The organism is Kordia antarctica, from assembly GCF_009901525.1.
GTDB classification, from domain to species: domain Bacteria; phylum Bacteroidota; class Bacteroidia; order Flavobacteriales; family Flavobacteriaceae; genus Kordia; species Kordia antarctica.
Genome location: NZ_CP019288.1, coordinates 1,947,214 through 1,961,342 on the forward strand (window position 1 = coordinate 1,947,214; position 14,129 = coordinate 1,961,342).

Sequence of the window (14,129 nt, forward strand, 5' to 3'; positions counted from 1 at the left end):
GTGATTAATTTTTTAATTTATTTTGAATATCTATATTTTTTGAATGTGCAATTTTTCCTTTATCATCAACGATAATGCATTCAATTCCATTGAGTTGATTAATGAAATTGAGTCCAACATCTTTTCCCATAACAAAGATGGAAGTTGCCAAAGCATCTGCTAATTCTGCGCTTGGCGCAAATACACTCACACTGACAATTCCGCTACTTGGATATCCAGTTCTTGGATCAATAATGTGTGAATAGCGCTTTCCGTTGAGCATGATAAATTTTTCATAATTACCAGAAGTCACGACTGCTTTTCCTGAAATTGGCAACAACGCAAATACATTATTTTTATTTAATGGATTCGTGATTCCGACGTTCCAATCGTCGCCGTTGGTTTGTTTTCCCCACGTATTCATATCGCCCGAAGCATTGATAATTCCTGCTTTTACGCCTTTTGTTTGAAGCAATTGTTTTGCTTTGTCTGCCGCATATCCTTTTCCAATAGCACCAAAGCCAATTTTCATTCCTTCAAGTTTCAAGAAAACAGTTTGATTCTCTTTGTTCAAAACGATATTCTGATAGCCAACTTTTGCGACAGAAGCTTTGATAACGCTTTCTTTTGGCATTTCGGTAACGCTTCCGTCAAATTTCCAAATACGATCCATGGAAGCGTAACTTATGTCAAAAGCGCCATCCGTGAGTTTAGAAATATGAATTGCTCTTTCGATTAAATCATACAATTCTTTGTCAACTTTTACAGGTTTTATGCCCGCATTTCTATTGATTTCGGAAGTTTGCGAGTTTGAATCCCAAGACGAAATGAGGTTTTCAATCCGAGTAATTTCCGCCACAGCGATATCTATATATGTATTTGCTTCCTTTTCCGTTGCTGCAATCACCGTGATATCAAAACGAGAACCCATTAATTTTAGCGTTCGCTTGTGTGTTTTTTGCGCATTTAGAGTGAATGTAAATACGATTGTGATAATGAGTAAAAAGTATTTCAATTTGTTTATTTTTGTTTCTGTGTTTTATGATAATTTAAAACCTATTTATATTCAGAACTTTAAAGAATATTTCATGTTCTTTTCTTTGTTTGTCCAAAGAAAATGAACCAAAAGAAAAGACCCTTTTCTGAGGAGTTTTTAGTTCTTTTTTAATGAAAGAACTAAAACCGTACTACAAACACTAAATTTTTTCCAAGGCTTCAAAAATTTTTAACGTGTTTATATTACTACTCTGCATAAAAGACAAACTCCGAGAATCAATTTGTTATAGTAAAACCTTTTGTACTATTAATAGCACAACTGTTTATCAAATAGTTAACATCAAGTCTTGGTTCTTTGTTCTAAAAGCATAGCGATCTTTCATCTTTTACCGACACTACTAATTCTATTTAGTGAAAGATGCTAATACCGAAATATAATCTTCAGGTGTTGTATTTTTATATCCAGTTTTGCCCAATACTTTTCCTTCCGCATTCAAAACCACTACCAACGGAAAGTAGCCGTTTGGATTGTACATTGCGGCTAATTCATTGTTCTGTTCTTGTTGTGAATCTGATAGTTTATTCTTTTTCCTTTTGGGAAAATCGGCTCTGACCAAAATATAATCAGTCGCCGAAAATGTTTTAAATGCTTCCGATTGAAAGATGGATTGTTCTAGTTTGATGCAAGGTGCGCACCAATCTGAACCCGAAAAAACCAAAATGATATTTTTACTTTCTTTGGCAGCTTTTGCTGTTGCTTCTTGAAAGTTTGTATTCCAATTTTGAGCGTTAACTGTGGTTGTGATCGCCAAAAGAATAAATATGCTTGATAGGGTTTTTTTCATCTGATTATTTTATACTAATTTATATATTAAACGAGATTTTTAACTAAATCTTACATTGATATTTATCAACTTTTGAATGAGCCCTTTTTTTGATCAAGTGAGCTTAATTTAAAAGTAACCTTCGAAAATTTTAATATTCTTTTGGTTAAAAAACTTACTTTTTTAGCTTTTTATTTTCTTTCTCTTTGCTCGCACAAAGAAAAGAAATAAAAGAAAGTGCGCTTTTCCCAGAGGTATTTTTAGCCGAAAAGGCTAAAACCGTATCAGTTTTTCTGAATTTTGGTTCACTAAGCTCTATTCTCTGCAAAGGAGTTTATAATTTATATTTCAACAAAAATTTGAAAATTTTTAACGAAAAACGGCTACTATACTGCGGAAAAAGAAAACAGTGCATCAAACTAACTTTCACACACTATTCGAAACTTTTAATAAACCTTCATAATCTTTGATAAAGATGCTTCTGCCATTGGTTGAAATCAATTTTTCGTCTTTAAAATCTTTTAGCATGCGAACCAACGATTCTTTTGCCGTGCCAACCATATTTGACAAATCATCTCGATTGATTTTTATTTCGACTTCAACTTCGGAAGCTAATCGAAATTTATCTTCCAAAATTAAAAGATTTAAGGCAGAACGTTCTCTCACAGTATATTTTGCCAATAATTTTGTAGCATTTATGAATACACCAAATTCATGACTCAGACTTCTTAACAAGCGTTGCGATAACAAATGTGATGCATCAATTGCTTTCAAAAAGTCTTTTTTTGGAATGTATTCAATTTCACTAGCTGTCAATGCTGTTGCGGTATCTGCGTATAATTCTTCGCTCAAAAGTGCATGATAGCCTAAATATTCGTCTTCTCTACAGATGTAAAATAAATGTTGTGTACCAAAATTAGTCGTCGTAAATTTTTTGACTTTTCCTTTTTTAACTCTAAATATGCCTGTGGGCGATTCTCCTTCTTGAAAGATTGTAGTTCCTGCTAAAAACTGAATCGTTTTCGTATTCGCTTCCAAAATAGTTACGATCGATTTTGGCAATCCTTGAATCAAATCTTGATTGCTAAAGCTGAATTTGTTATGTAACAATGAATGATCTGTCATATTTTCAAAGTTTATTCGCCCAATAAATTAAAAGCACCTTTGGTTAAAAATTGTGTGTTTGAAGTAAAAGCTTCTGAATTTTTAATAATTGAATATCCATTATAACTTGCATCAACAACAACTTCTTTTTGAATGAAATAATAGGTTTTACCTTCTTTCTTATCTAAAACTAACACATACGAAACTTCGTCTACCACCACAATTGCTTCACTCGGAATTGCTTTTGCCAACGTAGTATTTGTAATGATATTTGCATCTATAAACATTCCCGTAAGGAAATTGTGATTTTCATCATCTTCAATATGTCCATGCACTTTTATCGTTCGGTTTTGTTCAATGGAAGTTCCTACCAAATGTACTTCTGCTTTGAATATTTCTTTCGTTGCTTCAGGAATTTTAAAATCGATTTGTTGCCCTTTTTTGACATTCATAATATCTTTTTCAAACACCGAAAGTTCTAAGTGAATATGATCATTATCAATAATTTCTAAAATTGACATTGCCGGAGAAACATACGTTCCTTTCGTCACATTTACTTTGGTAATACTTCCAGAAATTGGTGCGTAAATTGTTGCTACAGAAACCATCGTTCCTTTTTCAACAGTTGCAGGCGAAATGTTCAGCATACGCAATTGTTGTCGCAAACCATTATACGTTGCAACGGCAGTTTTGTAATCACTTTCAGCTTTCAAAAAACTTTTTTGTGAGGTAATTTTTTCTGCAACCATTGTTTTTTGTCGCTCAAATTCTGACTTCAAATACGTCAATTGTGCGTTCACTTCCATGTATTCTTGTTGTAAAGTCACAAACTCAGGATTTTCAATCGTTGCTAACAGTTGTCCTTTTTTAATTTTATCGCCAACAAGCAACGGCATATTTTTAATATATCCGCCCATAGTTGCACTCACAACAGCTTTATTTTCTGGCGGAACATCAATCATTCCGTTGACATTTATAATAGTTGGAAACTGTTTTTCTTCCAGATTTCCTAAAGTCATTTTATTTTGTTCAAATTGTGCCTGAGAAATTTTAATGAAATTATTCGCAGTTTCTTGCACTTCATTTTGAGTAGTTTGACTTTCTTTATTTCCACAATTATACAGTGAAAAAAGAAGGCTTAAAAAGGTAATTTTATATAATATACGTTGCATAACGTTCGGTTTATAAGGTTAAATAATTAATTGCAATTACGGTTTGATTGTATTGATCGAGCTTGTCTAAATAGTCTAATTTTATTTCATATGCGCTTTCCAAACTCTGAATGTATTGATAGAAATCAATTTCGCCATTTTTGAAACTTCCGTTGGCTGTTTTTAGAATTTCGTCAGAAAGTGCCGCGCCTTCTTTTTCATAATACGTCAAGGTTTTTTGTAGTTGTGCAACTTGTATTTGAAGCGCATCAAATTTTGCTTTTAGTTGAATTTCATATTCGTCAGATTCAGCAATTGCAACTTCTTCTGCCATTTTCGCCGCTTTTATCTTTGAAGATTGTCCGCCAAAAAGTATCGGGATTTTTAAACCTATTTGATATCCGTATAAATTTGTATTGAGTTGTGAATTAGATCCTTGAAAATAATTTAGACTAATATCTGGCAATAATTGTTGTTTTTCAAAACGACGTTCCGCTTGAAACAACGCAATTCTTTTTTGATAATAATCAACCTCAGCTGTATTTTTTATCGCTAACGCGCGAATGTTTACTTTGAGTAATGATTTTTTTATGATCAAAAACGTGTCTTTTAGTTGCACAAGATTCAATAATTCATGATGCGCCAAGTTTACATTTTTCTTAGCTTCTTCGTAATTAAGCTGAATCTGTTTTTGTTTGGAAGCGGCTGTTATTTTTTCCAGATAATTGGTTTCGCCCAATTCAAAACGCCTTTTTGCAATGCTGGAAAAATCTGTGTATAAACTATCTAACCGTTTGTAAAGTGTTGCTTTTTCGCTTGCGATTTGATATTCGTAAAAACGAGTCGTTACTTTTCGTTCCATACCTTTTTTCTGAATTTCGAATGTGCTTGAAGCGATTTCATTTTGTGCTTGGTATACTTTTTTCTGAGAAAAATAAACCGTCGGAAAACGAAAATCTTGTTGAATTCCAAATACGCGCAACGGTTCATTATTTACGGCTAAATTATTCTGATCAAACTCATAATAAATCTGTGTTTTATCAAACGAAAAAGCACTGTTGATGGTTTCTGCCGATTGTTCCACTTGTAATTCATTGGCTTTTAATCCTGCATTATTTTCTATCGCCATCGAAATAAGATCATCCAATGTGGCTTCTTTTGATGTTTGCCCAAAAACACTCATCGAACAAAATAATAGCAACACACCGATTATCTTTTTAGAATTTCCACTTTCTGACTTCCTTTGAGTCACTTCCGAACGATTGAAAATAGCGTACAATACTGGCAAAACGATCAATGTTAATAACGTCGCTGTGAACAATCCGCCAATAACAACTGTTGCTAACGGACGTTGTACTTCTGCACCTGCATTCGTGGAAATCGCCATTGGTAAAAATCCTAAAGCTGCCGCAGAAGCTGTCAATAATACGGCTCGTAATCTGTCTTTTGTGCCTTGTTTTATCAATGCTTCCATAGTTTCAAAACCTTCCTTTTTTAATTCTTTAAAATGTTCTATTAATACAATTCCGTTCAATACTGCAATCCCGAAAAGGGCAATAAATCCAACACCTGCCGAAATACTAAACGGTAAATCGCGCATCCAAAGTAATAATACGCCGCCAACTGCCGCTAACGGAATGGCTGAATAGATGATTAATGCTTCTTTTACGGATTTGAAAGCAAAATACAATAGCACAAATATTAAAATAAGTGCAATTGGTACCGCAATCATAAGTCTCGATTTGGCACTTTGTAAGTTTTCAAATTGACCGCCGTACGTTATGGAATAGCCAACAGGTAATTTGATGTTTTCATTGATGAGTTTTTGCACGTCATCTACAACCGATTGTAAATCTCGATTCCGCACATTGATTCCTACTACAATTCTACGCCGCGTATCGTCGCGAGATATTTTCGCAGCACCTTTTTGATAGCTAATTTCAGCCAATTCGCTTAACGGAATTTTTCCGCCAGAAGGCAAATCGACATATAAATTTTTAAGATCGTCAATGTCTTTACGTTTCTGTTTATCCAATCGAACTACTAGATCGAATCGTTTTTCACCTTCAAAAACATTCCCAACCGTTTTTCCTGCAAATCCCATGGAAACCATTTCGTTTAAATCTTGAATATTTAATCCGTAACGTGCAATTTTAGATCGATTGTATTGAATGTTCATTTCGGGCAATCCTGCAATTTTTTCTACCGAAATATCTGCCGCACCAGAAACATTTTGAATCAACTCGCCTATTTCGTTTCCTTTTTTAGTCAACATATCCAAATCTTCACCAAAAATTTTGATGGCAATATCTGCACGAACTCCTGTAATTAATTCGTTGAATCGCATTTCGATAGGTTGTGTAAATTCGACTTCCATTCCTGAAATTACGGTTAATGCTTCTTTAAACTTATCAGCCAATTCATCTTTAGAACTTGCAGATGTCCATTCGCCTTTGGGTTTCAACACAATAATTACATCACTTTCTTCCATCGACATTGGATCTGTTGGAACTTCCGCAGCACCAATTCTTGTGACCACTTGTTTGACTTCTGGAAATTGTTTTAATAGAATTTTCTCGATTTCGGTCGTGATTTCAACCGTTTTACTGAGTGAAGTTCCCGTTTTTAGAATTGGCTGAATTACAAAATCGCCTTCATCTAATGTTGGGACAAATTCGCCGCCCATTGTACTGTATAAATACACGGAAAACGTTAACAATGCAATTGCAATTCCTAAGACTAATTTTTTACTTTGCAATGCCCAATGTATTACAGGTTCATACATTCTGTTAAGCCATTTCATTAAGCGAATCGAAATGTTTTTATCTGTTGCTTTTGATGGTTTTAAGAACATTGAAGCCACTACAGGAACATACGTAAAACAGAGTAACATTGCGCCAATGAGCGCAAAATTAAACGTTAATGCCATTGGTTTGAACATTTTGCCTTCTACGCCGCTTAGTGATAAGATTGGAATGAAAACGATTAGAATAATCAATTGTCCAAAAATGGCTGAATTCATCATTTTGGATGCGCCCATAAACGTAATTTTGTCTTTGAAAGCTTGTTGTTCGTTTTTAGCTAACGCTAGAATTTCATCTTTTTTCTGCGTGATTTGAAACGCAATGAATTCGACAATTATCACAGCGCCATCAATGATAATTCCGAAATCAATAGCGCCTAAACTCATTAAATTCGCGTCTACTCCAAAAATGTACATTAAGGACAATGCAAATAGTAGACATAACGGAATTACAGAAGCAACCACTAATCCTGAACGGAAGTTTCCTAGGAGCAATACGACCACAAAAATAACAATCAGGCAACCTAATATTAAGTTTTCCGTGACTGTAAACGTCGTTTTTGCGATGAGTTCACTTCGATCGAGAAAAGCATTGATATACACTCCTTTTGGCAACGATTTTGAGATGGAAGCGACACGTTCTTTTACCGCATCAATTACTTTTTTGGAATTCGCGTCTTTCAGCATCATGACTTGTCCCATTACTTTTTCGCCTTCGCCATTTCCTGTGATTGCGCCAAAACGCATTGCATTTCCAAAACCTACAGTTGCAACATCTTTTATGTAGATAGGAATTCCATCTTCATTTTTAACCACAATATTTTTGATGTCTTCCATAGAAGCAATCAATCCTTCACCACGAATAAAAAATGCTTGATTGACTTTTTCTATGTAACCGCCGCCAGAAACACTATTGTTCATTTCTAATGCCGTAAAAACATCGCGCGCCGTAATATTCATAGCGTTTAGTTTTTCAGTATTGATAGCGACTTCATATTGTTTTAAAAATCCGCCCCAAGTATTTACTTCTACAACTCCAGGAATTCCAGAAAGTTGTCGTTTTACTATCCAATCTTGAATGGTTCGTAAATCTTGTGCGGTATAGTTGTCTTTGTATTCGGGTTTTACATCGAGAATGTATTGGTAAATCTCACCCAAACCAGTTGTAATCGGCCCCATTTCGGGCGTTCCAAAGCCTTTTGGAATTTTTTCGGAAGCTGATTTTATTTTTTCCGCAATGAGTTGTCGTGGCAAATACGTTCCCATGTTGTCATCAAAGACAATCGTGACGACTGATAAACCAAATTTAGAAACGGAACGTATTTCTTGTACGCCAGGCAAGTTTGCCATTTCTAATTCTACAGGATATGTGATGAATTGCTCCATATCTTGTGTAGAAAGATTCCGAGATGTGGTGATGACTTGTACTTGATTGTTAGTCACATCGGGAACTGCTCCAATAGGAATTTGCGATAGTGAATACAACCCAAATCCGATGATAAAGGTCGTAAATAGTAAAACAATGAATTTGTTCTTTATACTGAAATTGATGATTTGTGATAGCATTTTGTTATAAAATAATCATGGTGAGTGTACCTATACCAGATAAACTTTAAAATAACTGATTAAATTCGTTTCTATTTCCTTTATATATTCAATATAAAACAGAACCGTAACTAAGGCTATGCTTATGTTTTCTATTTCATCTAAAGAAAATATAATTCAAATTTTGTATCAATCATTTTAAAATTCATTTGGTATTATCTCACGAAAGTGAAACAGCACAAAAAAATTTAAAAAGTCTGATTGTTTATGAAAGCCGTGGTGGCTGAAAAAGTCCTTCCGAATGTAGTGAAGAAGAAAGTGCTTTGTAATAAAAGTTAGCTTTGTTGAATTCAGAAAATTCAACGGTACTTTCTATTGTTTCTGTTGTTTGTAATGTGAAAACTAATGAAGTTCCACTATTTGAAACCTGTTGAAAAGGAAGTTGTTCATGTTCTTCTTTTTCTTCTTGATGTTCTTCGTCGTGCGCAGCTTTTAATTCCCCATAATGCTTAGAAATGAATACTAAAACATTGTCTCCATATTGCTCGCTGTGAAATTGCGCATGCTCCATAAACTCATCGAGTTGAATAATATCAACAGAGTCAAATCCAAGACTTTGCAGCAGGACAATGAGTGAGATTAGTATGGAAAATAACTTTTGCATCTAGTGTAAAGATACATAAGTTATTTTTTAGTTTTTAAAATTTTCTTCTGTTGAATCGATATTTAGATTGCATCTAGATTGTAGTCGCTTGAAGTTTTCAGTTGTGAGTTATGAGTTGTCTGTTATCGGTTATCGGTTGTCAGTTATTTCATAATTAAATAAAGTTGCTTGTGTGATGCTTAATCAAGTTCAGCATGACGTGAAAATAGATTCCTGCCTTCACTTCGATAAATTCAGCGACCACGCAGGAATGACAAACTAATATTCAAATGTTCCATACATACTAGAAATCGTCAATTTTTTACTGTCTGAAGCTTCTACTCTACCAACAATTTGTGCGTCTACATTGTACGATTTTGAAATGGAAATGATGTCTTCAGCAATTGCTGGAGAAACGTAAATTTCCATACGATGTCCGCAGTTGAATACTTGATACATTTCTTTCCAATCGGTGTTAGATTGCTCTTGAATTAGCTTGAAAAGCGGCGGAATTTCAAACATATTGTCTTTAATAATATGTAGATTTTCCACGAAGTGTAATATTTTGGTTTGTGCGCCACCACTACAATGCACCATTCCGTGAATGTCTTCTGAAGTATATTTATCTAAAATATTTTTAATGATTGGTGCGTACGTCCGCGTTGGTGATAACACTAACTTTCCAGCATCAATTGGGGCATCTGCAACAGCATCAGTCAACTTCATTTTTCCAGAATATACCAACTCACTCGGAACTGCATTGTCAAAACTTTCAGGGTATTTTTCGGCTAAGTATTTGTCAAAAACATCATGTCGCGCAGACGTTAATCCGTTACTTCCCATTCCACCATTATACGATTTTTCGTAAGTTGCCTGACCAAAAGAAGCCAAACCAACAATGACATCGCCCGCTTTTATGTTTGCATTGTCAATTACGTCTTTTCGTTTCATACGAGCCGTTACCGTAGAATCTACAATAATTGTTCGAACTAAATCGCCAACATCAGCCGTTTCTCCACCTGTGGAATGAATCGTTACGCCAAATCCTTTTAATTCTTTGATGAGTTCTTCACTTCCGTTGATAATTGCCGAAATGACTTCACCTGGAATCGCGTTTTTATTTCTTCCAATCGTAGATGACAACATAATATTATCCGTTGCGCCAACACATAATAAGTCGTCAATATTCATGATTAGTGCATCTTGCGCAATTCCTTTCCAAACCGACAAATCGCCAGTTTCTTTCCAGTACATATACGCTAACGACGATTTTGTTCCTGCGCCATCTGCATGCATGATCAAGCAATAATCTTCATCATTTGTGAGATAATCAGGGACAATTTTACAGAAAGCTTGCGGAAATAAACCTTTATCAATGTTTTTGATCGCGTTGTGTACATCTTCTTTCGATGCCGAAACGCCTCGCATTGCATATCGTTTTGATACTTCTTGACTCATAGTTGTGTTGTTGTGCTGCAAAGATAATTTTTTCGCCTAAACACAAGAATTTATCATCAACTAAAAATACGCAATTTGTCGTATTTGCTAATTCATATTTATTTGATTAATTTGTTATACACTGAAAAACAATCATATGAAACGTTTTCTACTCCTATTCTTTGGCTTTTTAACAATGCATGCTTCTTCACAAGAAGTGAAAACTCAAAAAGAAATTTTAGACATTCCAAATACAGATTTGGTCAAGGATCTTAATTTGAAAGTTGGAAGCGGAAACGTTGTTCCTGTAAGCGTTTCAAAAGCAACTTATAAAGATATTGGCTTTTCTTTTGTTGGACATAAGTTTCAGTATATGAAAGATGATTATAGCCTAGAAACACGCACGTTTAAAGATAAAAAACTGGTTCAAAGCAAAACCAAATATAATTACGGAAACTTCATGAAACCGAAAGGATTTACGTTTAACTATATCTATGATTCTGATGGAAATCTTTCAAAAAGAACAAGTACATCTTCTGATAGTGATTATGTTGATGAAACATTTTATACCTATTCCAACAATAAAATTAAACAAGTAAGAGAAACTGGCACATTTTCCGATGGAAAAAAGTATGATAAAATCAAAGATTATGTTCGTAATGGAACTCGTATTTCCTATGATTTTGAGAATGGAACAAAAGAGTTTGAACTACAAAATGGATTGATTCACACAGAAAAAACATTCAATAAAAGCGCTAATAAAACGTATTTGTATACATATAAATATAATCCGAATGATTTTTTGATCGATCAAGATAGAGAATCATATCAAGCTTCTTATACATTGAATGACAATAATTTGATTGAAAAAGAAGTGAATAAAACGTATACACAAACATTCAAATATGTATATGACAAACATGGAAATTGGGTGATTGCGTATCCGTTATCAACAAGTAACAATAAATTATATGGTTCGCAATTTTCTTATTATATCAGAGAGATAAAATATAGCAATGGCGATGTTACAGGAAGCGTAAACCCTGATAGTGACGTTGTAAAAACCCACGTTATAAAATTTCGTAATGAACTGTATAATAGTTTAGTAGAAGCGAATGTGAGTTTTCAAAAAACGGCAAATTCTAGTTATTTGTTTCAGATAAATAGTCAGCAAGAAGCTAGGAATACTTCTTCTGTTTTTATGGGAAGAAGTTTATTGGTATTTCACAAACCAACTACACAATTATATATTCTTGAAGATTTTGAAGATAAACCAGTAGGAAAAGATTTTAAAGCAAAAAAAGCTTCGATTGATATTAAAAATGGTTATTGGTATAAAACTCAAAAAGGTGGCGTTCATGTGTTTCGAAACGACGGAACGTATATTGATAAAATAGCTGTGTATGAGTTTGCTCCAAATAATATAGATGCTATTTTTCAGGGAGAAAACGAACCTGGGAAAGTCGTATTAGAAGATTACAAAAATGTAAAAATTAATACTCCATATCCTGTAACATTACATCGTGATTATAAACCAAACGGATCAGATACGATGACTGAGAACGCTAAAAAATTAGCCAAAAGTTTGGATGCATATTCCGAAGCTTTGAAAGGCGATTGTGTCAACGGAGATTGTAAAGATGGTTATGGAGAACAAGAATATAAAGATGGAAAGAAGGCAGATGGTTTTTTTAAGGCCGGAAAACCTTATGGTCCAATTCATACTTCGGAGAAAAAAACCGGTAAAAGTTTGCTTACTATTTATAAAGGTTCGTATCGGGATCAAGAAGGTTTCTCGTATGAATATAATGGTTCTAATTTGATGACTTTTACAGATGCATCTAAAAATATTGGTTTTTACAACGATTATAAAACGAAGAAAACCTACAAACTGAATTATAGCAATGGAAAAATAATTTCTAAAAAAGAGCTTCCATATAACAATTCAACTACGTGCGTCGTTGGAAATTGTAGCAACGGTATTGGAATTTATGAATATAGCAATTCTACCTACATGGGAACATTCAAAAACGGCAAAAGAGATGGTTTTGGAATGTTATTTTTTAAAAGTGGCGGCGATTATGTTGGCGAATTTTCTAATGGAAATTATCACGGATTAGGCACGTATACAATTTCTGAATATGATTATTATATGGGTTTTTATGAAAATGGAAAAGCCAACGGACAAGGCGTTCGGTATTATGCAAAAGATAATTACGAAGCTGGAAATTGGATTGATGGAACATTAGAAGGAAAGACGACAACTTCAAATTCATCTTCAAGTTCGAGTTCGAGTTCGAGTTCAACTTCAACTTCAACCTCAACTTCAAGTTCAAGTTCAAGTTCAACTTCAATCATTTTTTCTGATTCGCAAAAAAGCAGAATTTTAGCATGTAAAGATAATACAGAATGTATTTCAAGATATATTACAGAATTATATGTGGAAGAACGTAAAAATATATCTGGAGACGCATTAATTAAAAAAACAACCGATTATTTTCACAGTTTATACATCATGAATCCGAAGTTAGCTTTTGATACATTATTTAAGATGGATATTACGCTGATTGATATTAAAATGTTACCACAAACGGTTCAAACCGATTTAAAAGCGAGAGCACAAAAAGTTTCGGATGGTTATGAAGAGTTTAAGAAATCGAATGGGAATTAATGGATTTTTGTTGATTTGACTTTTTGTTGATTTGTTTGCTCGTTGTTTGTTGATTTGTTTTTTGTCAATTTGTTCCTCACTTCGATAGCTTCATTTACAACCATTTCTCAAAACAAACACTTTCAGCAACACCAATATATTGATCGTAATTTGGAATGCGTTGATAGTTATTTTTTTCGTAGAAACGAATCGCTTCTGGTAACATTGTTCCAGTTTCTAAGATACAACGTGTATTTCCGAGTTCGGTTGCCCAAATTTCTAACGCTTCTAAAATCACAATTCCAAGATTTTTCCCTTGGTATTTTTGACTTATATACATGCGTTTTATCTCAACAGTTTCTGCATCGTATTTTTTAATTGCGCCGCAACCAATTGGTTTTTCTTCCAAATAAATTAGAATGACATTTTCCAAATTTTCCAATCCATTGAATTGACTAAAAAAGTCATCACTTTCTCCGTTTCTAATGGTTAGAAAAGCATCTAGTTGTTTGACCAAGTTTATGAAATCTGGATTGTTGGAATTGGTTCTTTTGGTTTGAATGTTTTTTGCTGATTTGTTGATTTGTTCTTTTGTTTATTTGGTTTTTCGTTTGTTTGTTGATTTGTTCGTTTGTTATTCGTCTTTGCGAGGTGAAACCGAAGCAATCTGTTTCAAAGAGAACACTGAGCTCAATCAGAAGCAGACTACCACTTCGCATACTCCTCGTAGTGACGTATGTTTTTAGTTGAAAGGTTTATGAGTTTATTCCATTGTGTAAATAATTCACATACCAACACTTCGACTCTGCTCAGTGTCCGCATTCTAATTCCAACCCCAAAGTTTCTAAAGTCGAACTTTTTGATAACTGATTTAAAAGCTATCAACTTATTACAAAAGAACATACGGACTTGCACATTATGTCTTAAAATCAAAAAACAGTGTCGATACACAACCTTGAATCATTGAATTTTTAAATCATTGAATTGAGCGAAGCGA

Annotated in this window: 9 protein-coding genes; 1 reads left to right on the plus strand and 8 read right to left on the minus strand. The window is 33.9% G+C overall.

Features of this window, described 5'->3' with window-relative positions:
* Nucleotides 1-4 precede the first annotated feature (4 nt).
* The 7 genes from IMCC3317_RS07825 to IMCC3317_RS07855 all read right to left on the minus strand — a co-directional run bounded on the left by IMCC3317_RS07825 (nt 5) and on the right by IMCC3317_RS07855 (nt 10,503).
* A complete protein-coding gene (locus tag IMCC3317_RS07825; protein WP_228054990.1) occupies nt 5-994 on the minus strand; it encodes an FAD:protein FMN transferase in 990 nt (329 codons plus the stop codon).
* Between the two features lie 385 nt (nt 995-1,379).
* The gene (locus IMCC3317_RS07830; RefSeq protein WP_160128974.1) at nt 1,380-1,820 is read right to left on the minus strand and encodes a thioredoxin family protein; all 441 of its coding nucleotides are present in this window, start codon (nt 1,818-1,820) and stop codon (nt 1,380-1,382) included.
* Nucleotides 1,821-2,225: 405 nt separating this feature from the next.
* Nucleotides 2,226-2,924 (minus strand): Crp/Fnr family transcriptional regulator, encoded by a 699-nt coding sequence (locus IMCC3317_RS07835; protein WP_160128975.1) that lies wholly within the window; start codon nt 2,922-2,924, stop codon nt 2,226-2,228.
* 11 nt (nt 2,925-2,935) lie between these two features.
* Nucleotides 2,936-4,075: an efflux RND transporter periplasmic adaptor subunit gene (locus IMCC3317_RS07840; RefSeq protein WP_160128976.1), complete on the minus strand. Its 1,140-nt coding sequence runs from the start codon at nt 4,073-4,075 to the stop codon at nt 2,936-2,938.
* A 10-nt stretch (nt 4,076-4,085) separates the two neighbouring features.
* Nucleotides 4,086-8,423, minus strand: coding sequence for a CusA/CzcA family heavy metal efflux RND transporter (locus IMCC3317_RS07845; RefSeq protein WP_160128977.1), 4,338 nt, complete (start codon nt 8,421-8,423; stop codon nt 4,086-4,088).
* Between the two features lie 244 nt (nt 8,424-8,667).
* The gene (locus IMCC3317_RS07850) at nt 8,668-9,066 is read right to left on the minus strand and encodes a hypothetical protein (protein ID WP_160128978.1); all 399 of its coding nucleotides are present in this window, start codon (nt 9,064-9,066) and stop codon (nt 8,668-8,670) included.
* Nucleotides 9,067-9,324: 258 nt separating this feature from the next.
* Nucleotides 9,325-10,503, minus strand: a complete 1,179-nt coding sequence (locus IMCC3317_RS07855; protein WP_160128979.1) for an AIR synthase related protein — start codon at nt 10,501-10,503, stop codon at nt 9,325-9,327.
* Nucleotides 10,504-10,639: 136 nt separating this feature from the next.
* On the opposite strand from IMCC3317_RS07855, the gene IMCC3317_RS07860 reads away from it, so the two are divergent.
* Nucleotides 10,640-13,153 (plus strand): MORN repeat-containing protein, encoded by a 2,514-nt coding sequence (locus IMCC3317_RS07860; protein ID WP_160128980.1) that lies wholly within the window; start codon nt 10,640-10,642, stop codon nt 13,151-13,153.
* A gap of 94 nt (nt 13,154-13,247) precedes the next feature.
* Here the strand turns inward: IMCC3317_RS07860 and IMCC3317_RS07865 are convergent, their stop codons facing one another.
* Entirely contained in the window at nt 13,248-13,649 is a 402-nt protein-coding gene (locus IMCC3317_RS07865) for a GNAT family N-acetyltransferase (protein WP_228054992.1), read from the minus strand.
* Between the last annotated feature and the right edge of the window lie 480 nt (nt 13,650-14,129).